The organism is Paenibacillus illinoisensis NBRC 15959, assembly GCF_004000925.1.
GTDB lineage: Bacteria > Bacillota > Bacilli > Paenibacillales > Paenibacillaceae > Paenibacillus > Paenibacillus illinoisensis.
On the sequence record NZ_BIME01000006.1, the window covers coordinates 197,824 to 224,189 of the forward strand.

A 26,366-nucleotide genomic window follows, 5' to 3' on the forward strand; every position below is an offset into this window, starting at 1 on the left:
CAGGGCTGAGCACTGTTGTTAATAGTGAGTTGCGAAACTCAATTCTTATAAATAGCAAAGTGAGGTTCGATGATGAGCTTTTTGATCATACCCAAACTAATCTGTGCAGCAATCATTGCTCTACCGGGTTATCTTCCTGTTCCCAATCAAGAACGAACTGTATTGGCAGATCTCAAACAAAATCAACAAGACATTACATTAAGCGCAGCAACCAAACCTGTTCAAGGGATGTACTCCGGTATTACAGTCACATGGAACAACCAAACGAAATTATTTCCATGGGAAAACATCATCGAACGGGCTTTTTACCCGGAAGTCGTTATCAGCAATTTAGATGGAAAAGGTCCGGACGAAGCCATCATTATACTTACGACTGGAAAAGGTACTGGCGCGCGGGACTCAGCCATTCATGTGTTACAAGAAGATTGGACTGAAATCCCCGTCGGGGACCCGATAGCGAAAGCTCAGAATTCGTTGTCTTCGATGTACAAGGAACACCAGGCAACGGTTGAATACACGATGAACATTGCTGGTAAAGCGTATGTCTATTCTTATCCTGTTGAAGATGCGCACATGTGGTTTGAAGAGGCAAGCATTGGTCGTATTTTGAGGTACAGGGTTCAGGACAATAAACTGATTGCTGAAATGCCGGTGCAAGTTTCTCCGGGCACTTATACAGGTACGATGGAAGTTGAATTCAGGGAGTACAATGGTAAATTGATTCCCTCGGAAGTCAGTTACATTGAGGACCTCTAGTCAGTAAATATGCTCATATCGAGATCATTTGGAAGACTTTATCTCACTTATAGAGGAGGATGTTTCGTGGAATCCAAGCCACTGGAACCGATTCGGACACTTTTGGATCAGGCATATCAGACCGTAATGGGGAGGAGCTGTACTCCGGAATCGGAGCAGGCGATCGTTGATTTTGAGAAAAAGCACAATGTTGATCTTCCTGAATCGTACCGGGACCTTTTGCTGTACTATGGTGCTTGTAACTTCGGTGATCCCGCGCTCTATTCCGTACAGGAATTGGACTGGGCATACCCTGCATTTGTGGAAACGTATCATGAGTATAAGAAGGAGTATGACTTGTCTGAAGACCTGAATCCGTTCCCGATTGGCGGCTTTGGAGAAGGAAGCATTGCTGTTCTGGAACGGAATTCGGGTAAAGTTCTGATGCTTATCCATGACTATGCAGGGGACCATCCATTTCAAGAGGTGGCCCCCCACTTTAACGGATTGATGGAGATGTTAGCTGAGTCTGCGATCTGGGTTCAGGAACAGATGAAGTAGTTAAACTAGGTGACAGATTGCTCTTGAATATATTTGCGATATAGGGCCGGTGTGATCTCTTCGAATTTTTTGAAAATTTTGATAAAGTACCCGGATTCATTAAAACCCAGCTCATCACTGATCTGTGAGATCGGCATGTCGGTGACCTCCAGCAATTGCTTGGCCCACTTGATTTTGAGTTTGGCCAGATAGGTTGTGAAATTGTCCCCAGTTTCCTTGGCGAACAGTCTGCTGAAATAGCTTGGACTAAGGTGGCATAGATCTGCCATGTGTTTCAGTGTCACCTGCTCACTCTTGTGACTGTGAATATATTCGAAGGCGGGCTGTAACGCAGGGCTGGTACTTGCATTATCGCTTGGACTGTTTTTGAGATAGGCATCCGCAATCGCATTGGTCATTTCCTTTTTGATGGATTCAATATTGCGAATGGAATACCCGGGCAAAATCGTGGATAGATTAACGGATTCCTGAGAGCCGGAAGCCTTCTCGAACATCTCCACCAGCAAATTTTTATTGAGAGCTTCCTCTACAATATAGTTGCACAGCAGGGACAGCATGTTGGAAATTTTCACAATCTCTTCATAGGTCATGACAGGCAGCTGATCATAATCGTCCTGCAGTTCCTGCAGCTTCGCTTCATGCATGGGCACGTTTTTGGAAGAGACGATCTGTTCCAGATCAGTTCCTTTATTGGGATCTGCAAGTTTAACTTGCCCTGCGAGCACGGCACCAATGTATTTCCCGTCAATTGTGATGGGAATGGCGATATCAATAATATTGAAATGACACAAGTACACATAAGGCTCATTCAACCGAACAGCTTCCAGCCCGCCACGTGAATCGCATTTTTGGCAGTAGGGAAGCAGTTCGGGATCTTTGCGTACATTTTGGCAGAACGCTTGGCAGCTGCTGTGGCTTGTCACTGGGATGCCTTTGTAGTCGACGGTCAGGATGGCCAGCTTGGTTACATTTGCCAGTGAATCCTGTAGGCGCTTCCATTTATTTAGGTCGAGAATTTTATTAATGTGCAAGTATTCTTTAATCATTATGTGAACCTCCATAGCTAACCTGATTAATGGCCCTTAAGCGCTAAAAAGTTAGCAAGTTGTACATATTAGAATAGGATGCAAACGGGTAATGTAAGATGATGTCAACATTCAACCATCCAATGACAATAACATACCATGATTTCAGAAAAAAGCAAAAAATTACGATTGGAAGTTATAATAATTTGTTATTAAAGTCCAATGTGTCTCTCGCATTCATGAGATATATTTAGGTTAATTGTGAACCATTCAAATTTGATCCATTAACACGACCCTATTAACTATCTTTAGGAGGCATACACTACTATGAGAAAAGCATTTATCAGTCCAACCAAATATGTGCAAGGCGAAGATGAACTGTTGAACCTTGGTTACTTTGTGAAATCCTTCGGAGATTCCGCGTTGTTGATCGCACATCCGGATGATGTTCAGCGTGTAAAGGCAAAGCTTGATGCAACAGCAGAAAAGTTTAATATCACCTTTGTTGAAAGCGGTTTTAGAGGGGAGTGCTCCCGTCAGGAAGTGGCTCGTCTACAGGAAATTGCGAAGGAAAAAGGATGCACCTGCACCATCGGTCTTGGAGGTGGTAAAGCCATTGATGCAGCCAAATGCGTAGCGGAAGGTGAAGCATTGATCATTTGCCCAACCATTGCTGCAACCGATGCACCAACAAGTCACTCGGCGGTATTGTATACACCGGAAGGATCTTTTGATGACTATGCGTATTTCAAACAAAGTCCAAGCGTTGTGCTGGTGGATACAACCGTAATCGCTAACGCACCAACACGCTTCCTGGTATCCGGTATGGGAGATGCCCTCTCTACGTACTTCGAAGCAAGAGCAACAGCGAAATCGTATTCCCGTGTAAACGCGAGTCTGCCAATGGGATCCCGCGAAGGTTATACGCCATCTGCTGTAGGTACGAATGCAGCACTGGCGCTGGCTAAATTGTGCTATGAAATGCTGCTGACTGACGGAGCGAAAGCAAAAGTAGCCAGCGACAGCAACGTTGTAACGCAAGCGCTGGAAAATATCGTTGAGACCAACATTCTGCTGTCAGGTCTTGGATTTGAAAGTGGCGGTCTGGCCGCTGCACATGCCATCCACAACGGATTGACGGTTCTGGAGGGTACACATCACTTCTTCCACGGTGAAAAAGTATCCTTCGGTACGATTGCACAGCTCGTCCTCGAAAATGCACCAACCGAAGAGCTGCATGAAGTTATGGACTTCTGCCTCGAGGTGGGACTGCCTGTAAGCTTGGCGGATATCGGTGTAGATACCATTACGCAAGAAGAGCTGCTGAAAGTGGCAGAGATCGCATGTATTCCGGAAGAATCCATTCACGCTATGCCGTTCCCGATCACCGTTCCAGAAGTGGCTGCTGCCATTGCAGCGGCTGACCGTATGGGTCGGGAATACAAAGCTCGCCGGGAGGCAAAGTAATGAAGAAAATTATCAATGAGGCTGAAAATGTCGTGATGGAAATGTGCAACGGGATTGCGCTGGCGCACCCCGAGCTTGAATTTTTGAAAAAGTATAAGGTCATCAAACGCAGAGAGATTAATACGGACAAAGTCAGCCTCATCAGCGGCGGCGGCAGTGGCCATGAACCGGCTCACGCTGGCTATGTGGGGAAAGGCATGCTGGATGCTGCGGTATGTGGAGATGTATTCGCATCTCCTTCCCAGATTCAGGTGTACCAGGCAATTAAGGCAACGGCCAGCAGCAAGGGCACACTCTTGATCATCAAGAACTACAGCGGTGACATGATGAATTTCAAGAATGCTGCACATCTGGCGGAGGAAGACGGTATCGATGTACAGTATGTACGTGTTGAAGATGACATTGCTGTACAAGACAGTCTCTACACCGTAGGACGCCGCGGCGTAGCCGGAACGGTTCTGGTCCATAAGATCGCCGGAGCTGCAGCTGAAGAAGGGCGTAGTCTGGGAGAAGTGAAGTTGGTTGCCGAGAAGGCAGCCCAGAACGTACGCAGCATTGGTTTTGGATTTACGTCCTGTACTGTGCCTGCCAAAGGAACACCAACGTTCGAAATTGCGGACGATGAAATGGAGTTCGGTGTTGGTATCCATGGTGAACCTGGTATTCGTCGTGAGAAAATTGTTTCTGCTGATGAGCTTGCAGGCCGCATGGTTGAAGCCCTGCTCGCTGACATGAAGCTGGATGGCGACACATCCGCGGAGATTGCAGTGCTCGTGAACGGATTTGGTGCAACACCGCTGCAGGAACTATACTTGCTTAACAACTCCGTTCAGCGCGAGCTGGCAGGCCGTTCGGGTCTACAAGTAGCCACCACCTTTGTTGGCAATTATATGACCAGCATCGATATGGCTGGCGCATCGCTGACGATCCTGAAGCTGGATGATGAACTCAAGTCGTTGTTGTTTAAGGAAAGTGACACACCTGCATTCAAGGTTTCCGGTCCTCCGGCTGCACAAGTAGCCTACTCCGAAGCACTTGAAGCAGTTGTAGGTGAAGACGCTCCAGTTTCCTATGAAGTGGAGACACCTGCATCTGCTGCAGTGATTAACAACAATCAATTCTCCTTGGACAACATCGTGTACCTGATCGATAAGATGGGTGAGATCATCATCAAGAACGAGGTACCGTTTTGTGAATTGGATTCTCATGCAGGGGACGGCGACTTCGGGATGAGCGTGGCGAAGGGCTTCCGTCAGCTGAAGCGCGAATGGAACCATATTATCAACGAAGAGAAGAAGAATATCGGTTCGTTCCTGGATGCATGCTCGCTCGTTATTATGGAGTATTGCGGCGGGGCATCCGGTCCAATCTGGGGTTCGGCATTCCGCGCAGCGGGCAAAGCTGTAGGAGATAAACAGCAGCTGAACGTATCCGAGTTTGCCGAGATGATGCAAGCAGCCGTGCAAGGCATTCAATCCACGGGTGAGCGGTCCTTCGGACGCGGCGCAGTTGTGGGTGACAAGACGCTGATTGATGCACTCGTACCTTGTGCCGATTCCTGGACACAAAGTGCAAATGCCGGTGATGACTTCAAAACCGCGTTTGCCAAAGGGGCACAAGCGGCAGTCGAAGGTGCGAAGAAAACCGAAGACATCGTGGCACGCATGGGCCGCGCAGGTACGGTTGGCGATCGCAGTCTGGGATATCCGGATGCCGGTGCATACGCACTGGGAGTTATTTTCACAGAGCTGTCCGAGTCAATGAAATAGATATCCATAATCAACGTTTCATCCAATATGGATGTAAGTAAGAAAGACCACTTTGTAGCTTGGTTACAGAGTGGTCTTTTTGTTTAAGAAGCTATAGCGGCAGGGCAGAAATTTGGTGTCCTCATGCCAAATAGTGTAATCTGTAGAACAGATACGTAAGGAATGTGCATGGATCAGCACTCAAACAAATTGAACGAGAAGGGATCAGGATCAGGTAATGACACAAAAGTTATATTACGACTCCGCATACACGCGGGAATGGCATACACAAATTACCGGTAGAGTGGACAAGGAAGACGGTACATATATCACGCTTGCGGAGACGGCATTTTATCCGCATGGGGGTGGACAACCTTGTGACCTGGGCCGAATCGGAGGTGTTGCTGTTCTTGATGTAAATATCGAAGATGGCGAGGTATGGCATAAGGTCGAGCAGGCGCCTGAGCAGAAGGAGGTTCAATGCGAGATTGACTGGGAGCGCAGATTCGATCATATGCAGCATCACACAGGGCAGCATCTGTTGTCAGCGATCACGCTGAAGCTGGCTGATGCGATGACGCTCAGTTTTCATCTGGGAACCGAATATGCAACGATTGATGTAGCTGCTGCAGAACTGGGAGCGGATCAATTGACAGCCATTGAGCAGGAAGTGAACCGCCAGATTTACCGCAATGCCCGCATTAGCAGCTCCTGGGTTACTGCGGAGGAAGCAGCGCGTCTGCCGCTTGTGAAGCAGCCTTCTGTGACAGAGGACATTCGCATTGTAGAAATGGAGGGCGTGGAATACAACGCCTGCGGCGGCACACATGTAGCGGCAACAGGCGAGATCGGCATCCTTAAGCTGCTGAAAACGGAGAAGGTTAAAGGTGGCACGCGCATCTACTTCAAGTGCGGATTCAGAGCATTAAACGAATTCGTGGCAGTACAGCAGGTGTTAAACGGAATATCGGTGAAATTAAAAACCAGCAGGGAAGAGCTGCTTGACCGTATCGATAAAATGGAAACAGACCAGAAACAGCTTCTGTCCGAGCTGAGTACGGTCAAATCGACCAATGATGCGTATTATGCGCAGGAACTCCTTTCTGCACGGGAAGGATTGGTTATTGCCCAGGTATTCGAGGACAAATCCCTCAAGGACATGCAGAGCCTGGCAACCAAGCTGACGGAGGAACATGAGGGTATTGTTCTCTTTGCCAGCATCTCGGAGGCCAAGGTCGTTCTGGCACAGAACGGGCAGCCGCCAGAGTGGTCTTGCGGTCCATTCTTCAAGGGTAATCTCGGAGCCTACCAGGGCAAAGGCGGGGGCAGTGACAGAATGGCTCAAGCAGGCTTTGCCAGCAGTGAAGATGCCTTAGCTTTTTATGAATTTACCAAGGACCAACTGGGACATCACTAAGATGAGTTTTGTTTCTGGAACGGAACGATATCAGTAAGGAGCAGCACGCCACAAATTGTGGCGTGCCTTTTCACATGAGGGGAAGATCCGTCTGAGCAGAGCTAGTAATACATCCCATCATTTTCCTATGATATACTCGGGGGTATATCGATCAGACGGCAAGGAGGTACAAAGGAATGACAGAACGTATTCCATGCATTCGTGAAGGATGCACCAATACGATTTTACCTGCAACCGCGGCCAAAACAGGTGGTTACTGCATGCCCTGCAAGCAGGAGATGGAGCGGGAGGAACGCCGGAAATACATTGAAGCGAATCGACGAGACGTGAATTTGTATGAGGGAGTGCATGATCCGGTGCAGATTCTGAAAATCATGCATATACCTCATGTACGCGATCCATTAATTCACTATGTGCCATATGAACGTTCCCAAGAGCAAGTCTACCTGTCCCTGTCTGCCGAGCAGCAGGAAGCGATGGCAGACTATGCGATGGAGTTGATTCCTACCGATGATATGGATACCGGCAAAGACATTCTGCTGTACCTGGTCTGTTACCATGATATCTCGCTCGCTGCACAGATTCCCGAGCTGTTGGAGCAGGAGATCTACTATCCTGCGATCCTATATAAAAGTGCCTCAGCGAAAGTGCGGGATCTACTCTTGCAGCAGGTGCACACCGATGACGAGAATCGTAACCATATCCTGATTATGTTAGCCTATATCGGCGATGAGGTAGTCGTGGAGCAGTTCTGGCAGTGGAAGCAGTCTCCGCCGGTCTGGGCAGATCAGTTATATGTAAAACCAGAGCAATACACCTTCGAAGCCGGGTGGGAACTCACCGAGGACGGGAAGCGCAGAGAATTGTTCATTACCCCAAGTTATTCATTACATAAAGGTGATGCAAAGGATGAAACAATTGCGCCTTCAAGCGGCGTACCCATTCAAATGCTTCAAACAAGTTCCGGCAGCTGTCCATGGTGTGGAACCGCTTTAACCACTTTGGTTGCTCTGGATGTGCGACATCCGGCCTTGCAGAATGTTTCCTGGCAAGCCGAAAAGCTACAGATTCGAACTTGCATCAACTGCAGCTGCTACGGTGTAGTCTATATGGAGACAAGCTCAGCAGGGGAGCCCTTCTGGAGTTCCCTCAATGTCATGCCAGTAGGAATGGATGACATCGATCCGGAAAACTCGTTTGAACCTGCCCCGGATGCTGGTTATTCATTCTACATTTCGACAGAACCCCGTCAGGCCTTCCATGGCAGTGAGTGGGCCATGGAACCGTCACTATCCCAGATTGGCGGTCATCCCGGATGGGTTCAGGATGCAGTATATCCGGTCTGTCCCTGCTGCTCCACAACCATGAAGGCGGTTGGGCAGGTAGACTGGGCACAGATCGAGGAGTATGGCGAGGGCATGTATTATATGTTCCTATGTGAGCAGTGTCAGATGACTGCGGTGACGTATCAGCAATCTTAACTAGATTGCCGAATGATTGGAGCAGGACTCTGAATAGGTTCCAAGTAGTATTATGTTTTGGAGATAATTAGGGAAAAGTGGACTATGTAAATACATCGTGAGTAGCTACCTACTCACGGTGTGCCTCATTTATAATAATATTTCATACTACGGGTTACCGAATTCTTGTGCCATTGTAGTGAGGATGAAAGCTTCGTTTAACAACGGAAACTTATTATATGAGGTACGCTATGACTACTATAAAAGTAACACCAGAGCAACTTCTTGCTGTATCCAGACAGTTCGAAGCTGCTCAGAACCAGATTTATCAGATGAATAACTACCTGAAACAACGAATGTTTGAGATTGAGAGAGCATGGGATGGGAGTACAAAAGAAAACTTTTATGCTGATTTTACTCATGCACAGCGGGTTATGGATAACTTTGTGACCTTATCCATGTCAATATCGAAAGAGCTCAGAAGTCATTCCGAAAAGTTTCGGATGGCCGATAGTCAAACGGTACAATCCTATGATCCAAGATGTGCTCCACCTCCACCGGATGAATGTAGGGCTCCCGCAGCCGATACACGTAATGCTTTCCAGAAGTCTGCTGATAGTTTGGTCGAATTGGGACAAGCTTTTATGCAATCTGCAGATGATCGGTATCAGAAGCGTTACGATAGTGTAGGTGGATTTTTGGATTATTGGACGTTCGGCATCCCTAGTGGTCTTGTTCAGGGGTATGTGGATCGAGCGAATAAAGCGTTCGACTCTCCGAATGATACAGCGAATTGGCTTACATTCGGTATTCATGGTACGATCCGTGAAGCTACGTTTCCAACGAATGCTTGGTCTAGTGAGCACTGGGCTAACATTTTTGGCGTAGGTGGATTGATGCTAGGTGGCGGGTATGCTTCTACGATGATTAAGCCCCACAATCTATTTACGTCTACAGGAGTGGGAGCGAAAATCAATTCGTTTTCCCGTCCTGGAACAGGAAATATGACGGGTGGCTTTCATGGTTTTCAGGATCAACGCTTGCGAATCACTGAAAACATTGCCGAAAGCAAAAAGGCGAGAGAGTCCTCGAAATTTTCTGAATTTGTGGAGAAGGAAAAGGAGATTGTTAAGGAGACTGTTGAAGTTAATTGGAATCTCGATGATTTAAAAAATACAGAAGCTTTCAAAAAAGGAACAACGAGCAACGCGTTAAATCATATTTTTGAGGGCGAACTCATAAAAGGACAAGCAGTTGGATTTCATTATGAAGGTATGCCAAATAGTAAGGGGAAAATTGTTGGGAATGTTGATCCCCCTAATGAGTATGGTGTATACAGAGCTAATATAGAAGTTGATGGAGTACTGAAGAAAGCAAAGACAACGTTTTTTCCGAAAGATTGGACATCGCAGCAAGTTATTGACGAGATAAATATAGCTTTCAACAACAAAGTTGTTTTCAAAAATAATAGGTATAGAGGGACTGCAAGTACAGGGATGAATATTGAGTTTGTTGTAAAAAATGGGAAAATCACGTCAGCATATCCGTTGTATTAAGGAGAATGGAGATAACAACATGATTAAATATTTGTATACAACTGAATACAATGAAGATTTTAATGAGGTTATTTTGGATTTCGGTATAGATACATCATTAAAGAATGGTTATCTGATTAGTAATTCACTAGGTTCGGATATTTTTGGAGATTTTGCTACTGTAAAGGATGAAATTGAAAAATTACTCGAATTATTAAAAGGAAAGGTAACTACATACGAAGGTGGGGGGAATGTAAACATAATAAAATCAGATGAATATTTTACAACTATTGAAGACATTTTTGCCGAAGATGGTGAAGAGGACAGTACATGTAAAATTGAGACTTTAGAATATATAAAGATCATACTGGTTTGGGCAAAAGAAAATTATCAGTATAAGTGCAAACAAGGCGTTATGTTAAGAGAAGAAGCAGAATCAGCAGTAGACTGGATAAATAAAAGATGCAATGAGGTGTATGAACTAGAGAAGTCGACAGGGCAGTGAAGCATTACCACTAACCGCTTGTGTTTGATTTTTAGTATGAATAGAGGGACGTGGTTATATAAACCAGGTCGAGCACGGTCAGGGCCCACCATGGTTGACCTGGTTTATGTTATCTTCGTTTTCTTGCGGAAATGCAATTTTTGATTCGATAACCCGATGGTAATATTGTTAAAAGCATCATTTGCAAATTAGAGAACTACAGATGCTATCTTGGAATAGAACGAGTCCAACATATTACACTCTAAAGAAAGCACTTCTAATAGATTAGTTTGTACATCCTTCTACAATTCCGCGGATGCCTGCGTCAGGAGACCCGCTAGCCATTCGTAATCCGGTGTATCCTTTTCCTTGATCTTGATCGTTTTGCGTTCCGCTGGGCCTTCAAATAATCCATCGGGCAGATCAAGAGCAGCCGCATTAAAAATGGTGAAGGACATCGCCTGCTTGGAAGGGGAGATGACGGCCGCATATTTGCCGTTCTTCAGGAAATGAGGCTTCTTGTATTGTATACGCTCCTGCGCGTCCGGAATGGAATCGTGCACGAGCTGGCGTAATTGTCCTGCCACGGCGATTTGCCAGGGGGTTGAGATCTGTTCAATAAACTCCGTGACTTCTGTATTCAAGGCCATTATTGTTCTTCCTCCATTTGTATTGGATTAAGTGCTTCCCACTCCGGCTTCAGAATGCCCATCATCAGGCGGTCATAACGGCGTCCGTCCCGGTATACCGCGGAGCGTGCTCGTCCCTCTAACTGAAAACCGGCCTTCTCATAGGCACGGATCCCTTTTGCATTATAGGAAATGACGTCCAGCCCCACACGATCAAGGTTCATCTCATGGAAGGCATATCGCAAAATCAGGTTCAACGCTTCTGTTCCATACCCTTTGTTGCGATGTTCGGCAAGTCCGATGCCAATGGCCAGCTGCCCGCAGCGGTTGTTCCATTCAATGCTGTGAATGACAACAAAACCGATTAATGTATCGTCATCATGCGTCCGGAGCCTGAAGTATACTTCTTTGTTTTTCGTTTCCCCCTCATCCTCCAATTGCTTCTCCGAGTAGGGGATGGCGATATCGGTATCCACATTACGAAGATACTCGGGATCTTCATTCCATAGCAGCATCGTCTGCACGTCTCCCTCACGTGGAGGTGTCATTTTCAATCGTTTGCTATAAAACAGGTTGTCCGTTGTCAGTGTCATGTTGGTCTCCTTTAAAGATAAATGAAGCTCGCTTCACCTCAGTACGAAAATGAACTGTATGGTTGGCTCACTATCTTCGCCCCTTTGGAAAATCAGATAGCCCCATCATACTGGAAATTTTAGGGGATCACAATACACTTTTCAGTGGGTTTTCTTAATCCCTTGTCAGTAAACCTGCCACGGTAGTAAGATGAAATCATATAGTTTAAAAACAGCGATGGAACACACCAAAATTGTTGGCAGGAGTGGTTGTTATGGAGATCAGAGTGGATGATTTGAGTGGGGATCAGGTTCAGGGGTTAATCGCAGAACATTTGCTTGGCATGGCCGAAGATTCGCCGCCGGAAAGCATTCATGCATTGGATCTGGATGGGTTGAAGAAACCTGAGATTACATTCTGGTGCGCATGGGAAGGTGAAGAATTGCTGGGATGTGGAGCCATGAAGGAATTGAGCGCCGAGCATGCCGAACTGAAATCAATGCGTACAGCCAAGGCTCATCTCAGAAAAGGCGTAGCAAGACAAATCCTTACACATATTATTGAGGTTGCCAAAAGCCGGGGATACAAACGGATAAGCCTGGAGACTGGATCAATGGATTCGTTTATCCCGGCACGCCGGATGTATGAAGACTTCGGATTCGAATACTGCGAGCCTTTTGCAGATTATACATTGGACCCGAATAGTGCATTCATGACGAAGGACTTATCACCGCTCGAATAGTCCTCCTCGTTGTTTCAATTTCGTTTACAAAAGGGTAATCAACCAGGATTCTGTCTTGACAGGGTTCTGGTTTTTTGACGTGGGTACGTGAATTGAATGAATTTGCCATAACGAATCTCTGTGCTGAGACATGAACAATAGGGTATACTGGAAATTATGTTATAAAAGCTTGAGTGAAGATTACAGACGTTGTTGACATCAGGAGGACTTGAATTGGCTCAGACAGAAGGAACATTACAGAAAAAGCTTAAACCAAGACACATCAGCTTCATGGCCATGGGCGGTGTCATTGGAACCGGAATTTTTAAAGGCAGCGCCGAAACGATTGGACTCGCAGGTCCGGGTGTTATTTTAACGTACATTTTTGCCGGACTGTTACTGCTGGTTGTAATGGCAGCGATGGCGGAGATGGCTACCGTCTATAAAAACAAAAACATGAAAGACTTCGTGCAGGAAGCCTTTGGCAGCAGGGTATCCTTTGTAATGGGGTGGATGTACTGTTTCCTATGGTTATCCGTATGTGTCATTGAGGTGATCGCTGCGGGGAGCTTCTTGCAATATTGGTTCACGGAAGTGCCGTTATGGATGCTGAGTCTGGCGTGCGCGGCATTTATTATACTCGTCAATCTGCTGAGTGTTGGGGTGTTCGGTGAGTTTGAATTTTGGCTGGCGGGCATCAAGATTGCCATGATCATTATATTTATCATCCTGGGTGCCGCATTGATCTTTGGCATTATTCCAAGTGATAACACACCTTATCTGCAAAATTACACACAAGCCGGAGGTTTCCTCCCGAATGGTTGGTCATCGATCTTCTCCGCGCTGCTGGTCGTTATGTTCTCGTATGGAGGCTCGGAACTCATTGGTCTGACACTGACGGAGACGGAAAATGCGGACAAAGTCATGCCGAAAATTGTGGGAAATTTCATGCTCCGAATTATTTTGTTCTTCACGCTGCCGATTCTCATCATCTGTGGTCTGATTCCGTGGAATGAGCTCGGGCCGGAGAGCAGCCCGTTTGTACAAGTGCTGGCTTCCACAGGTCTACCTGGTGCAGCGCATATTATGAACTTTATTCTGGTGACTGCCGTCCTATCGGCTGCAAATTCCGGCATCTACGGCGCATCCCGGATGCTTCATTCCATGGCGCTGGGTGGTGAGGCTCCCAAAGCACTGTCCAAAACCAATCGGAGCGGCAGTCCGGTAAATACACTCTTGGTTTGTTCCGTTATTTTGCTCGGAGGCTCCATGCTTGGACTGTTCGCTCAGGATCAATTGTTCCGCGTATTGCTCGCAGTGCCAGGGTTCGTCGTGATGCTTGTATGGATCTGCATTGCCACTTCCCAGTTAAAATTGCGGAAGAGATACCCGGTCACACCGACATTCAAAGTCTGGGGATTCCCTTACGTAACCGGACTGGCCGTACTGGCGCTTGGTGTAATTGCGGTGATGTTCATATTTGATGAGGGCAATCGGTTCAGCATCAGTATCTGCCTCGGTGTCCTTGCCGTATTGATTATCTGGTCCCTGATTCGGTTCAGGAAGTCGAATGGACAGGAAGTTTAAGGTTTGCAGAAGTAAAATTGAAGAGTAGAGGTGTGGACCTCTACATGGACCAAACATCTCGGCATTCATGCCGGGGTGTTTTTTTATGTGCAAAGGAATGAGCTCAGAGTATAAGAGGACGATCTGTTGCATTTGGGAGATATTGGGGGTAATACGAACTATGGAAATAAACCAGCAGTCTCTACGAAATAATGTAGTTCCATTTTATAATAGAAGGCCAAGTGTATATTTGAATCAATTAAATATTTCATGCCTACAGATTCTTATAACAACGTAATACATATTTTGAACGAGGTATCATATGACGACGATAAAGGTAACACCTGAACAATTATCATCTGTTTCTAAACAATTTGCAGTCGCACAGAGCCAGGTTTTTCAGATGAATAGTATCTTGAAACAACATTTATTCGAGATCGAAAGACAGTGGGATGGAAGCACAAAGGAAAAGTTTTATGTTAATTTTGTTGCTGCACAAAAGATAATGGATAACTTTGTTTCATTATCTCTGTCGATTTCCAAAGAACTCGAAGGACATGCAGAAAAATTCAGACTTGCAGATCAGCAAGCAGTGCAATCTTATGATTCGAGGTGTGCACCGCCACCGCCGGATGAATGTAGGGCCCCGGCAACGGACAACCGTAATGCATTCCAAAAATCAGCTGACAGCTTGGCCGAGTTGGGTCGTGCATTTATGCAATCTGCGGACGATCGATATCAAAAACGTTATGATAGTGTAGGGGGATTTCTGGATTACTGGACGTTCGGTATCCCGAGTGGACTGATTCAGGGATATGTAGACCGGGCGGATAAGGCATTTAACTCTCCCAATGATACAGCAAACTGGCTTACATTCGGTATTCATGGAACGATTAGGGGGGCTGCTATGCCAACCAATGCCTGGTCCAGCGAACACTGGGCGAATATGATTGGTATGGGAGGGCTGATGGTTGGTACCGGATATGCCTCTTCTATGATCAAACCGCATAATCTACTGACATCTTCAGGAGGGGGCGTGAAAATAAATTCGTTCACACGTCCATCGGGTACAGGACAAATGACGGGTGGATTTAATGGCTTTCAGGATCCCCGCATGCGAGTATTGGACAATATTGCCGAGAGTAAAAAGGCGAGAGAATCATCTAAGTTTAATGAGTTTGTAGAGAAGGAAAGGGGAATTGTTGATAAAACAGAAGAAAAAATAGATATGTTTAGAAAAGATACAGATGATCCATTAAAAGTAGTTCTGGGTCCAGGAAGGGAGTCTCATCCCGAAAAGTGGAAAGAAATTATTGATAATTTGGAATCAAATGGTGTCGAAGTGATTCATAGAGGCGAGGATATGGCTTATTCCCCAAAAAGAGGTGGCCCTGGACAACTAATTATAAATGAAGATGCTTCAATTGGGGCACTTATCCATGAATACACACATTATCTAGACGATATGAATAAGGGATTTCCGGGTATGAGTTATCATTTTCAAACAATAAATCGTGTTAAAATGGAATTGAATGCATATATGAGAGAAATCAAAATAGCCGAAGAGTTGGGTCGGAATGACATTGCGAATACTCTATTTGAGAATTATTTAAGAGAAAGAAAAACGTTAACTAGTCACTTAAAATAAACTAGATGGGTGATCATAAATGAATTTAATTAATAAAATCGAAGAAGGAAAATGTTCAGTTGAAGAGTTACAACAATTACTAAATGAGCAGAATCCAATCGTTCTGTATCATGTAATGACTTATATTGGCAAAGAAAAATTAGACACTAATAGCATGCAGAGAAAGTTGGAGGAGCTATCGTCCAGAAGGGAATCCTCAGATAAGTTATTAGGTTATTATAAGGTGGGAGACCTTGCAATAGCCACACTGATAAAATTAGGAAAAGCGCCTTCTGAGCTATCTAGTTATCAATCGCTCAGTGAATTTGATCAAAAAATGATTATAAATTTGCTCGAAGAGTTAGAATGGTAGATCAGTTTTCTCTAGAGAATTTGATGCCTATTGAATCAACTTAACATTTTAACCCCTGAAGTATCTAACGAAGTAATTTTTGGTCAGATCCAACGGAAGTTGGTGCACCGAGCTGCACTGGATCGAACATCTCGGCATGTATGCCGGGATGTTTTTTTTGTGCAAAGGAATGGCTCAGAGAGTCGAGATCAGGCGGCAACGTGGACTTGCTCTTTCATGTCTTTTCTATATTGAAAAGTGAGGTGGAGAGACTTGGCAGCAAGAGCCTTTAGAGATCATTGAAACCAGATATGAAATTAGAAGTATATATTTAGAAGAATTAATTATTTTAGTTAACGATTGGGAGAAGGGAGAGACGGATGTAATAACATTATTTTAATAAAGTTAGGTTATGAAGGATTAGCAGGGGGAGAGTTTAAGCAGAAGTGTAATTCTAAAAGTGTGAGTTGCTACGTAATGATGAAGTTTGTGTTTGGATACAACCCTAGAGGGAGGATGAGTATGCCATTCATTGGAGGAATAATTTTAGTCTTTATCTTAGCATTTATTCTATGGTCATTAATGTTCCCGCTATTCAATATGGTAGGTAGGAGAGTGTTAAAAAGATACAATAAATTCAAACAAGAGGAGAATGTAAATGAAGAATCTAAAGACGTTTAAGGTAGGAGCAATCTCAGTAGCTTTAGTGATTATTGTGGGAGTAATATTGGTAAGCTTTTTTGTGACACGAATTCCTAACGGTTATGTTGGCGTTGTCTATTCACCAAATGGAGGAGTAAAAGATAATACGCTGAGTCAGGGATGGAAGTTGGTTGGTGCGTTTGATAAGGTAACCAAATATCCAATTCGAATTCAAACCGTTGAATACAAGGATATTCAGATTGCTACGTCTGACGGAAAAAACATCACAATCGATTTTGCTTACAACTATCAAGTAGAACCAAGCCAAGTGTCTTCGATTTTTAATACTTTTGGACCCATTAGCATTCAGGAAATTGAAGATACATATCTGAAAACACGTTTTCGTGATGCAGCCCGGAAAGGTATTTCTAAATTTACTGTAATTGATGTATATGGAGAAAAATCATCCGAGGCTGGCGTAGACGTTCAACAACGTTTCGCAGACGATGTCAAAGAACTGGGTTTCATTGTATCCAATGTGACCGTTGGTGTTCCTCAACCAGATGCAAAAACCCAAGAAGCCATAGATAAACGAGTCGAGGCATCTCAAGAGCTGGAACGTAAAACGACTGAGCTTGAAATTGCGAAGAAAGAGGCAGAACGTAAACGTGTGGAAGCACAAGGTAACGCAGACAAACTATTGATCGAAGCAGAAGGTCAAGCCAAAGCAAATAAAGAGCTTCAACAATCACTTACAAGCCAACTTGTTCAATACGAAACGATTAAGAAGTGGGACGGTGTGCTTCCATATGTCAGTGGTTCCAATACGCCAATGATTCAGTTACCAACTGCAGCTGCAAAGACAGAAGAGGTAAAATAAATGAAGGGGAGTTTTTCTCCCCTACTGTGATACAAATATTCCTTAACAAATCCAACGGAGAGGTGCCCATTGAATCAACTTAACATTTTGCCCCCTAAATCATTTAACGAAGAAACCTTTGATCAGATCCAACAGGAATTGCTGACAAGAATACACTTGCAGAACAGCTTCAACAAGGAGGATGTCCATCTGGTGGCAGGAGTGGATCTGGCATACTGGGAGGATGGAGACCGTACATTTGCGGTGTGCTGCATTTGTGTAGTGGACTACTTTACCCATGAGATTGTGGAAACGAAGTCCTTGCAGGATGAGATCAAGGTGCCCTACATCGCAGGGTATCTGTCCTTCCGGGAGCTGCCGCTCATTCTGGATACGATAGGCCAACTGGAGAATGATCCGGATCTGGTCATGTTTGACGGAAACGGCTATCTGCATCCTCGGCATATGGGGATCGCCACACATGCTTCGTTTTACCTCAACAAGCCTACCATCGGCATCGCCAAGAGTTATCTCCGAATTCAAGACAAGGACTATGAGATGCCAGCAAGCGAATCGGGTGCATTCACGGATATTGTGATTAACGGTGAAGTCTATGGGCGTGCACTGCGAACGCATTCACAGGTTAAACCGATCTTCGTCTCCTGTGGCAATGGGATCGATATCAATACGGCTACAGAAGTGACCCTGGCGTTAATTAACAAAGAAAGCCGATTGCCTATCCCTGTAAGACAAGCTGATTTGGAAACGAAAAAGCACCGGGCTGCACTGAAACAACTGGACAGCAATAATGGCGACAAGGGTGGATCATACGACGAATAATACCGAAAACTCTGACGCAAACGTTGGAGTTTTTTTATTTGCACTATAGCGTACAATTTCACCTCAAGCAGGCTGCGACAAGTTCCGTCCAATTGAAGCTGGCACAGTAATTGATGTGAAGCGAGACATATCCAGTAACGGCGTGCCTTTTTTGGTGTGAACCAAGACGAACAGATAAAGATATCCTCAAATCCATTAACTCTTGAAATAATCCAGCTCGATCGCCTGTCTGAACTTCTGGGCAAACCGTTCGGCGGCAACGGCAACCTCCTTGGACTCGGTCTGTACGAAGCCAATTTGCATCTTGGGCTGGTCAATGGAGGCAATCTCAACCATCTTCACAAGGCCTTCTTTCCACAATGTGTTCTGGTAGAAAGAGAAATCGTGACCGATGCTGGCTGCTATATTGTTTCTAAGCACCGTGTTGATCGCTTCCGAATTATTGGTCTTGAAGAGGATGGATAATGATCCATAATCGTATCTGAAATCCTTAATGAAATCTTCTATGAAGCCATCGCGGTACAGCGCGAGGGGATGCTCCTTCAATTGATCCGGCGTCACCCGATTCAGCTTGGCCAGATCAGACTGGTGATGGGTGCCTACAACCAGTTTACCGGAATACATGGGGCTGAAATGCAGTCCGTCAAACTCACGCAGCTGTTTCGTGTAAATGGCAATGAAGCCAAGGTGTGCCTTGTTGTTCCGGATATCTTCGATAATCTCCATGGAACCTTTCTCTTCTATGGAAATGTTCAGTAGAGGATGCTCCCTTTTCATATCGGCAGTGGTCTGGACAAGGTAGTGCATGACACTGGGAAAAGTCGCTACATGCAGGTCCCCTGTCAGGCAGGATGCTTCCACATTCAGCGATTTCAATTCATCGACCCGCTGCAAAATGTCCAGCGCCTTGGCAATGAATTGTTTGCCTTCTGTTGTGGGGTGCGTCCCCTGCCGGGAGCGTTCGAACAGGACCAGGCCAAGCTCCTTTTCCAGACGATGGATAGACTGACTGATGGCCGATTGGGTAACATGAAGGTGCTCCGAGGCGGCGGAAAACGATTGGGTTTTGGCAATTTCAACGACATATTCAAGCTGTTCCAGATTCATGGGTTCATCTCCGTTTTAACATTACTGCTACTAATATTAACATTAGTATCTATAAATATGAATAATAAGTGAACGGCGATATAATACATAGACAAGCTATTTATAAGCTCAACTAAAGGGGATGGATTTACATGAAAGCAGCAGTATGGTACGGCCATAAAGATGTTCGAGTGGAAGAACGTGAAGTTCCGGTCGCTGGATCCGGACAAGTCAAAATTAAAGTGGAATATGCGGGGATCTGCGGCAGTGACTTGCATGCTTATCATCATGGTGTAGGAATTCAGGAAGGTGAGAATCATCCGCTCTCAGGTCAGCAGGCACCATTGACATTGGGCCATGAGTTCGCCGGAACGGTCAGTGAATTGGGAAGGGATGTAAGCGGTATCAACATAGGAGACCGTGTTGTGGTGGAGCCATTGTATCATTGCGGTAAATGCGAATACTGTATCCAGGGTCGCTATAATCAGTGTACCGAATTCGGCTTCGTAGGTTTGAATGGGGATGGTGGTTTTGCCGAGTATGTTGTTGTCGAAGCATATATGGTGCACCCATTGCCAGACAATGTTTCTTTTGAAGAAGGTGCACTTGTTGAGCCTACAGCGGTAGCCTTCCATGCCGTTCGCCACAGCAAGCTGAAAGTGGGACAGAAGGTAGCTGTGTATGGTGCGGGTCCAATTGGACTGTTGACCATTCTATCCGCCAAAGCGGCAGGAGCTTCCACGATCTATGCGGTTGACGTGTTCGAGGAACGCCTGAATCTGGCAGCTAAACTGGGAGCCATTCCGGTGAACAGCGCCAAAGTGAATGCAACGGAAGTAATCCTGGAGCAATCTGGCGGAATTGATGTCGCGTATGAAGCAGCAGGTGTACAACCTACGATGGATAGCGCTGTAGCAGTAGTCAAAAAAGGCGGAGAAGTGGTTGTCATTGCAGCCATCCCTAACCCACTGCAGGTCAACTTCTTCGATCTTCTGGTGAAGGAAGCGAACCTGACGGCCACACTGGCATATCGCCACATTTTCCCTGAAGTTATCTCTCTCATTGCTGAAGGAGCACTCGATGTGAAACAGGTTATTACGAAGAAAATCAAACTGGATAACATCGTGGAAGAAGGACTGGAACTGCTGATGAGCGACAAGAGTCATGCGAAAATTTTGGTAGAGATCGGCGGTTAATAAGCAGTGTTACATTGCCGCATCTTCCAATAGTAAAGGCCACTCGGATGAGTGGCCTTTTTTCATCTTATCACTTAATTGAACTGAGGTTTATCACTTGCGCTTAATAGCATGTGTTCTCATATGAATCATGAATCGTAACGATAACAGATGGCGTTGCCGCCGCTGCTGCGTGTACTGAATTCTTCATCCTCCACAAAGCCAAAACGTTCATATAATCGGATGGCATTCGTCATCTGCCCGCCCGTGAACAGATACACCGTATTTTTGCCCATGTCCTTGGCAGATGTAACACACTGACGAAGGAGCTCCCGGGCAATACCGTGACCCCGCCACGCAGGATCCACGCCAAGCAGACGAATGAACGGATAATCAATCGGGAGTTCAAAATTGGGATAAGCATTGTGTGCGGTTTCGAACAATTGCACGGTCCCCACAATCTGATCGTCCACTTTGGCGACCCATAATTGTGTGAGGTAGGGATTATCCAGTGATTCCTCGATGTCTTTCACATAGGCTTCCCAACGTTGTTGATCCTGAAAGGTATCCTTGTATTCTGCGTAACTTGCAATGAGGATATCTATGATCCCTTTATGATCAGCTTCTGAAGCGGGTTGAATCGTGACTGCCGTTGTCGTCATTTCAATTTCTCCTTCTGAAATGGGGTGGATGAAATACAGTTATTTCACATCTTAACACAACTAAATTTATCGGAATAATCAAAATGTTCTATAGATTACGTATGATTTTCTATGAGTAAGTCTATGCCATCATCTTCACTTCTCATACGAATCCAGCAATTATAAACGATTGAGCTGGGTGGAATACAGATTATTGCGGTATTCCGTTGGCGTATTGCCTTCATACTGCTTGAACATGCGGAGGAACAGCTTGTAGTCCGTGAATCCGCATTGTCCGGCAATTTCTTTGACACTGGCATTGGTATTGAGCAGCAGCTGTTTGGCCCGGTTGATTCGCTGGGTGAGGATGTACGTTTTCAAGCCGATGCCTTTTTCGCGTTTCACCATTTTGGAGATATAGTCCTTGTTAAAATTAAAATGCTCCGCAATCCTGCTAACCGTGATATCCGTATGAAGATGAATATCAACCCACTTGCAGATATGGTCAACGACCGCATTATGGGGGCGATAACCAGCCTCCGCGTTTCGCTCCAACTCCTTTAACAGCAGCAGAAGTGCCGCTTCTGCCTCTTCGGGGGAGAAGGACGAGACATGCAGCAGCTGCTTGAACAGCTGATTGGCCGTCGAGGGTACCGGGATGGTCACATGTGTGGGATAACGATCGAACCCTTCAGCCAAGGTGTCATAGTGAACCCAGTAAAAGCTGACAGGAGCATCGCTTATCTGGTAACCATAATGGGTATGCCCCGCTCGCAAAAACAGAAGATCATTGGCGCGAACCACGTAATACCGATCTTCCTCCGCAATATACATCTCGCCTTCCAGCATCAAAATGATCTCATGCACAGGCATGATCCGCTTCATATGTGTCCAATTGCCTTCCGTAATGAACTTGCCGCACAGATAATATTGGAGTGGCTTTTGCATAAGACGGATTTATCCACCTTTTCTTGGATTATGAGTCTGATGTAGTTGTATTTTATTTGATAACATGTGGATAATCAAGGATGGATATGAGGCAGTAATCATGCAACGTATAAATGGAAACACGGATTTTACCCTTTCACATGCTTCAGAAAAGATATTAAAAGTCATCATATCATTACATAATGAGGAGGAGCATAGTTCATGATTGAAACGAAAAAGGGATTTTTGGGTCCCGAACACGTGCATTTGTTAAATGGGGTTTTCCAAACATCCCAAGAGGTCGGGGAACGGTACCTGTTATCGCTGGACATCGATCGGTTCCTGGCCCCATGTTACGAGGCACACGGATTAACCGCGAAGAAGGAGCGGTATGCCGGTTGGGAAGCGCGGACGATCAGCGGACATTCCCTGGGGCATTATCTGTCTGCTCTGGCTGTGACGTATCAGGCGACAGGCAACAAGACACTCAAACAAACTTTGGACTATGCCGTCACCGAGCTTGCGGGAATACAGCAGGCAACAGGCAGCGGATATATCGGCGGATTGACGGAAGAAGCGTTCCATATCGCATTCCGGGCCGAACATATCGGTGGATTCAATATCGGCGAATACTGGGTTCCATGGTACAGCGTGCACAAAATCTATCGTGGCCTGATTGACGCCTATACACGGACAGGCAACGGTCAGGCACTTGAAGTCGTTACTCGGTTTGCAGACTGGGCGGTAGAAGGAGTGCTCCCGATGACAGAAAAACAGATGCAGACGATGCTTCAAAGTGAGCACGGAGGCATGAATGAGGTATTTGCACAATTGTATGGCATCACGGGCACAGCCGTATACCTTGAGATTGCTAACAAGTTTACCCATCAGTTGATCCTTGGACCCTTGGAACATAAGCAGGACGACCTTCAAGGCAAGCACGCCAATACTCAGATTCCCAAAGTGATCGGAGCAGCCGAAATTTATAATCAGGATCATTCGCACGAGAGCTACCGGACGGCCGCTGAGTTTTTCTGGGACACAACGATTCATCATCGCTCCTATGTGTTCGGTGCCACGAGCATCGCGGAACATTATGAAGCGAAGGGCATGGAGAGCCTGGGTATCAAAACCGGAGAGAGCTGCTGTACCCACAACATGATGCATCTGACGAAGCAGCTGTTTGCCTGGAACCCGGACAGTGCCTACATGGACTATTATGAGAACGCTATCTACAATCACATCCTGGGCACGCAGGACCCTGATACAGGTAACAAAACATATTTTGCTTCAACCCTCCAGGGCCATTACAAAATCTACGGGACACATGATACTGCATGGTGGTGCTGCACAGGCTCAGGGATGGAGAACCCGGGCAAATATGCCGAGGCCATCTATTTCGAAGATGAACAGGATCTGTATGTGAACCTGTATATCGCATCCGGGCTGGACTGGACGTCACAGGGACTATCCCTGAAGCTTGAAACCGACTTTCCTTATTCGGAAAAGGTAACCCTGACGATCACCGGAGGCAACGCCTCGGCTAATCTAAAACTACGCGTGCCTTCATGGCTGCAGGAGCCAATGACGGCAACCGTCAACGGGGATGCGGCCCATCCGTATACACGGATGGAAGCCGGCTATCTCTCCATCCAGCGCACATGGTCCGCCGGGGATGTCGTCACCATCACCCTGCCGATGTCGCTGAGCCGATACACGTCAAGGGATGATACCCACAAAGTCGCCTTCCTGTATGGACCCATTGTGCTCGCGGGCGCTCTGGGAAGCGAAGGGCTGCCGGAAGATACCATTGTGGATGAGACAGCCCTGAATCCGAAGACGGCCCCGGTACCCGTGATTTGGACGGAGCAGGAGGATGTCCGGGAGTGGATCAGCGTCGTGGATGCGGGTACGTTAACGTTTGAACTTAGCAAGGATGTTACGTCTACGGGCGAACCCGTGAAGCTGATTCCGTTCTACGATGTGCATCATGAGTTTTATACGGTATACTGGCCGTTTAACGATGAAGGTGATGCGCTGGAGAAAGAGCTGAATGATATTACGATCGACAGGGTGCAGCCGGATGGGCAGCAGGATGAGATCGGGCATCATCTGGATAGCAACTGCCGAGCAGAACACCATAACGGTTCGTACACGGACAGCCGCAACAGGCTGCATATGTGGCGGGAAGCCTTTGGCGTCAGCGGAGCATATTTCAGCTACCAACTGGCCGTGGAAAGTTCAGGTACCAATGTTTTGTGCGTCGGCTACTGGGGCGGGGATCATTCACCATTTGAACGCGAAGGAACGAGGTATGCCAGAGAGTTCAACATTGTGGTAGATGGAACCGTAGTCGGTGAGCAGCGAATTCATATGAACAAGATTGGTGAAGTGTTCTATGCCACCTATGATATTCCTGAGACGGTTACCTCCGGTAAAGACAGTGTGACAGTAACATTCCAGGCCATTGGTGATCGTGGGTGTGCAGGAAAAGTCGTAGAGGTGCGTACAACCCGAAGCAAGCCGGAATCCGTGATCTCATAAAACGGCAGCGCATGGAAATCAGCAAACACAATGGTATAATGAGGACAAAGTCGATTAGGGATCAGGGAGGTTGAATGTGTGGCAAAACCGGATAACAAAGGTATCTATAGCTTTCAGGATTGGCTGACCTGGGAAGGAACATGGGAACTCATTAATGGCAAAGCCTATAATATGTCCCCGGCACCGACCTCTATGCACCAATTTATCGTGGGCGAGCTGCATTTCTCCTTGCGAACTTTTTTGCAGAACCAAAAATGCTATGTGTTTGTTGCACCCTTCGATGTGTATTTTAGCGAAAATGAACAATACGATGCACCTGATCATGTTGTACAACCGGATCTGTCAGTTATTTGTTCCAAGGACCAAATCTCCAAAAATGGCTGTTACGGTGCACCGTCTTTAATTATAGAAGTATTGTCTCCTTCGACTGCCTTAAAGGATTTTAACGAGAAATTTAATTTGTATCAGAAATATGGTGTGAATGAATATTGGATTGTCGATCCTGGCAACCAGACGGTACATGTATATACGCTAGAGGACGGAAGCTATCAAGATCGCAGGCTGTATACGGAAGATCAGACGATTCAATCGAAACTGTTCCCGGATCTGGCGATACCCTTTCATCAGCTGTTCAGGCTGGAATAGAATATTATTTAAGTTACTCCGGTGCCCTGTGCCCGGAGTATTTTTGATTTCTTTTTCCGGCTCGTCCTATATAAAAAATGACACGCAATCTCCATATTCCACGTATTACCTGTAAATCTTTCTTTTTCCGTTACCGGATAATCCATGTTTTTCTTCGTCCGAATTGTACCTGCTGTTATGAGATTACAAAATTTGTCCACGTGTCCATGGAGATGAAATGGGATGAGCCTGGGCCACGTATATTATGAATATCCACATTCATCGACCTGAATGAGACAGCATCATGTACAATGAGTGATATACCTTAGTGGTAAATATCGACAATTGGTCCATCATATAGCGAGAAAGGAGGTCAGCTTGTTACATGACCAAATACATAAAATGGTTGAGCCTGATTTTCGGCATCGTTGTCATCAATGTTCTGTTATTTTCGCCAGGCTTTATCGGACTTGGCTTCCGGGGTGAAGCCTTCTCCACTGCGCTGTCCGTCACCCTGCTGTTCGGGAGTGTGATGGCCCTCTTTTACGGAAGTTACACTCTGCTGTTTAGACAGCCGGTGGTCCTGCCCGTCAAGCAGATCGAGACCCATGAGGATTATGTAGAAGCATTGTCTTTTTACAGACGCATTAAAGTGCTTGAAGAAGATATCACGCTGGGATTGTCCCAACTAAACCGGATGAAGAAAAAGAAAGAAACGCTCCTGAACGTGCTGAACCAGCGGTTCGATCCGGGGGAGCTGAGTTATAAGAAATTTGCCTCCGTCACGCTTGAAGTGGAGAAGCTGCTGTATCTCAACATTCGAAGCGTGCTGAATAGACTCCATGTGTTCGATGAAGCCGAATACGCCGCCCTGATGAAATCCAAATCCTCCAAGATACCGCCAAAATTATTCCAGGAAAAAACCAAAGTATATAACGACTATCTATCCTATGTGAAAGATTCGCTCCATACCAATGAAGAAATACTGCTCAAACTCGATCAGCTGCTGCTGGAAATATCACGCCTGGACAGCTTTGAAGCCGGGGATATTGAACAGATGCCCTGTATGAAGGACATTGATCAGTTAATCAAGCACACCAAATTATACAGACAGTGAGGGGTTGCATT

At 45.9% G+C, this 26,366-nt stretch carries 24 protein-coding genes; 18 read left to right on the plus strand and 6 right to left on the minus strand.

All coding sequences use genetic code 11. From position 1 onward, the window contains the following. Positions 1-72: 72 nt before the first annotated feature. On the plus strand, positions 73-756 hold the full coding sequence (locus PIL01S_RS16515) for a hypothetical protein (RefSeq protein WP_127538440.1): 684 nt from the start codon (positions 73-75) through the stop codon (positions 754-756). Between the two features lie 66 nt (positions 757-822). Beyond that, positions 823-1,296 carry an SMI1/KNR4 family protein gene (locus PIL01S_RS16520; protein ID WP_127538441.1) on the plus strand — a complete coding sequence of 158 codons (474 nt, stop codon included), beginning with the start codon at positions 823-825 and terminating at the stop codon, positions 1,294-1,296. 5 nt (positions 1,297-1,301) lie between these two features. Here the strand turns inward: PIL01S_RS16520 and PIL01S_RS16525 are convergent, their stop codons facing one another. After that, positions 1,302-2,342 carry a PocR ligand-binding domain-containing protein gene (locus PIL01S_RS16525; protein WP_127538442.1) on the minus strand — a complete coding sequence of 347 codons (1,041 nt, stop codon included), beginning with the start codon at positions 2,340-2,342 and terminating at the stop codon, positions 1,302-1,304. 306 nt (positions 2,343-2,648) lie between these two features. On the opposite strand from PIL01S_RS16525, the gene PIL01S_RS16530 reads away from it, so the two are divergent. From PIL01S_RS16530 to PIL01S_RS16555, 6 genes are all read left to right on the plus strand, one after another. Beyond that, positions 2,649-3,788 carry a glycerol dehydrogenase gene (locus PIL01S_RS16530; protein ID WP_095361055.1) on the plus strand — a complete coding sequence of 380 codons (1,140 nt, stop codon included), beginning with the start codon at positions 2,649-2,651 and terminating at the stop codon, positions 3,786-3,788. After that, the gene (gene dhaK, locus PIL01S_RS16535; protein ID WP_127538443.1) at positions 3,788-5,557 is read left to right on the plus strand and encodes a dihydroxyacetone kinase subunit DhaK; all 1,770 of its coding nucleotides are present in this window, start codon (positions 3,788-3,790) and stop codon (positions 5,555-5,557) included. Before PIL01S_RS16530 ends, dhaK begins: the two co-directional genes overlap by 1 nt. 217 nt (positions 5,558-5,774) lie before the next feature. Then, positions 5,775-6,953: an alanyl-tRNA editing protein gene (locus tag PIL01S_RS16540; protein WP_127538444.1), complete on the plus strand. Its 1,179-nt coding sequence runs from the start codon at positions 5,775-5,777 to the stop codon at positions 6,951-6,953. A 176-nt stretch (positions 6,954-7,129) separates the two neighbouring features. Continuing rightward, positions 7,130-8,434: a DUF1963 domain-containing protein gene (locus tag PIL01S_RS16545; protein ID WP_127538445.1), complete on the plus strand. Its 1,305-nt coding sequence runs from the start codon at positions 7,130-7,132 to the stop codon at positions 8,432-8,434. A gap of 230 nt (positions 8,435-8,664) precedes the next feature. After that, the gene (locus PIL01S_RS29870) at positions 8,665-9,969 is read left to right on the plus strand and encodes a WXG100 family type VII secretion target (protein WP_246058363.1); all 1,305 of its coding nucleotides are present in this window, start codon (positions 8,665-8,667) and stop codon (positions 9,967-9,969) included. 19 nt (positions 9,970-9,988) lie between these two features. Continuing rightward, a complete protein-coding gene (locus tag PIL01S_RS16555) occupies positions 9,989-10,453 on the plus strand; it encodes a hypothetical protein (protein WP_127538446.1) in 465 nt (154 codons plus the stop codon). Positions 10,454-10,734: 281 nt separating this feature from the next. Here the strand turns inward: PIL01S_RS16555 and PIL01S_RS16560 are convergent, their stop codons facing one another. Together PIL01S_RS16560 and PIL01S_RS16565 are read right to left on the minus strand one after the other, a co-directional pair. Continuing rightward, positions 10,735-11,076, minus strand: a complete 342-nt coding sequence (locus PIL01S_RS16560) for a DUF1801 domain-containing protein (RefSeq protein ID WP_127538599.1) — start codon at positions 11,074-11,076, stop codon at positions 10,735-10,737. A gap of 5 nt (positions 11,077-11,081) precedes the next feature. After that, on the minus strand, positions 11,082-11,654 hold the full coding sequence (locus tag PIL01S_RS16565; protein WP_174818706.1) for a GNAT family N-acetyltransferase: 573 nt from the start codon (positions 11,652-11,654) through the stop codon (positions 11,082-11,084). Between the two features lie 254 nt (positions 11,655-11,908). Between PIL01S_RS16565 and PIL01S_RS16570 the strand changes: the two genes are divergently transcribed. The 6 genes from PIL01S_RS16570 to PIL01S_RS16595 all read left to right on the plus strand — a co-directional run bounded on the left by PIL01S_RS16570 (position 11,909) and on the right by PIL01S_RS16595 (position 18,241). Then, positions 11,909-12,376 carry a GNAT family N-acetyltransferase gene (locus PIL01S_RS16570; protein WP_127538447.1) on the plus strand — a complete coding sequence of 156 codons (468 nt, stop codon included), beginning with the start codon at positions 11,909-11,911 and terminating at the stop codon, positions 12,374-12,376. A gap of 213 nt (positions 12,377-12,589) precedes the next feature. After that, positions 12,590-13,942 carry an amino acid permease gene (locus PIL01S_RS16575; RefSeq protein WP_127538448.1) on the plus strand — a complete coding sequence of 451 codons (1,353 nt, stop codon included), beginning with the start codon at positions 12,590-12,592 and terminating at the stop codon, positions 13,940-13,942. Positions 13,943-14,243: 301 nt separating this feature from the next. Further along, positions 14,244-15,569 carry a WXG100 family type VII secretion target gene (locus tag PIL01S_RS16580; RefSeq protein ID WP_127538449.1) on the plus strand — a complete coding sequence of 442 codons (1,326 nt, stop codon included), beginning with the start codon at positions 14,244-14,246 and terminating at the stop codon, positions 15,567-15,569. Between the two features lie 19 nt (positions 15,570-15,588). Further along, entirely contained in the window at positions 15,589-15,921 is a 333-nt protein-coding gene (locus PIL01S_RS16585) for a hypothetical protein (RefSeq protein WP_127538450.1), read from the plus strand. 637 nt (positions 15,922-16,558) lie between these two features. Beyond that, on the plus strand, positions 16,559-17,422 hold the full coding sequence (locus PIL01S_RS16590) for a prohibitin family protein (RefSeq protein WP_127538451.1): 864 nt from the start codon (positions 16,559-16,561) through the stop codon (positions 17,420-17,422). A 69-nt stretch (positions 17,423-17,491) separates the two neighbouring features. Then, on the plus strand, positions 17,492-18,241 hold the full coding sequence (locus PIL01S_RS16595) for an endonuclease V (protein WP_127538452.1): 750 nt from the start codon (positions 17,492-17,494) through the stop codon (positions 18,239-18,241). A gap of 195 nt (positions 18,242-18,436) precedes the next feature. Here PIL01S_RS16595 and PIL01S_RS16600 read toward each other — a convergent pair whose 3' ends face one another. After that, on the minus strand, positions 18,437-19,348 hold the full coding sequence (locus PIL01S_RS16600) for a LysR family transcriptional regulator (RefSeq protein WP_127538453.1): 912 nt from the start codon (positions 19,346-19,348) through the stop codon (positions 18,437-18,439). Positions 19,349-19,479: 131 nt separating this feature from the next. On the opposite strand from PIL01S_RS16600, the gene PIL01S_RS16605 reads away from it, so the two are divergent. Continuing rightward, the gene (locus tag PIL01S_RS16605; protein ID WP_127538454.1) at positions 19,480-20,523 is read left to right on the plus strand and encodes a 2,3-butanediol dehydrogenase; all 1,044 of its coding nucleotides are present in this window, start codon (positions 19,480-19,482) and stop codon (positions 20,521-20,523) included. Between the two features lie 128 nt (positions 20,524-20,651). On the opposite strand, the gene PIL01S_RS16610 is transcribed toward PIL01S_RS16605, so the two are convergent. Then, positions 20,652-21,164, minus strand: coding sequence for a GNAT family N-acetyltransferase (locus PIL01S_RS16610; protein ID WP_127538455.1), 513 nt, complete (start codon positions 21,162-21,164; stop codon positions 20,652-20,654). Positions 21,165-21,323: 159 nt separating this feature from the next. Next, positions 21,324-22,091, minus strand: a complete 768-nt coding sequence (locus tag PIL01S_RS16615) for a helix-turn-helix transcriptional regulator (protein WP_127538456.1) — start codon at positions 22,089-22,091, stop codon at positions 21,324-21,326. Positions 22,092-22,292: 201 nt separating this feature from the next. Between PIL01S_RS16615 and PIL01S_RS16620 the strand changes: the two genes are divergently transcribed. The 3 genes from PIL01S_RS16620 to PIL01S_RS16630 all read left to right on the plus strand — a co-directional run bounded on the left by PIL01S_RS16620 (position 22,293) and on the right by PIL01S_RS16630 (position 26,355). Continuing rightward, positions 22,293-24,614, plus strand: a complete 2,322-nt coding sequence (locus PIL01S_RS16620; RefSeq protein ID WP_127538457.1) for a beta-L-arabinofuranosidase domain-containing protein — start codon at positions 22,293-22,295, stop codon at positions 24,612-24,614. Between the two features lie 78 nt (positions 24,615-24,692). Continuing rightward, complete coding sequence (locus PIL01S_RS16625) at positions 24,693-25,259, plus strand: Uma2 family endonuclease (RefSeq protein ID WP_127538458.1); 567 nt, start codon at positions 24,693-24,695, stop codon at positions 25,257-25,259. Positions 25,260-25,623: 364 nt separating this feature from the next. Continuing rightward, positions 25,624-26,355, plus strand: coding sequence for a hypothetical protein (locus tag PIL01S_RS16630; RefSeq protein ID WP_127538459.1), 732 nt, complete (start codon positions 25,624-25,626; stop codon positions 26,353-26,355). Positions 26,356-26,366 lie beyond the last annotated feature (11 nt).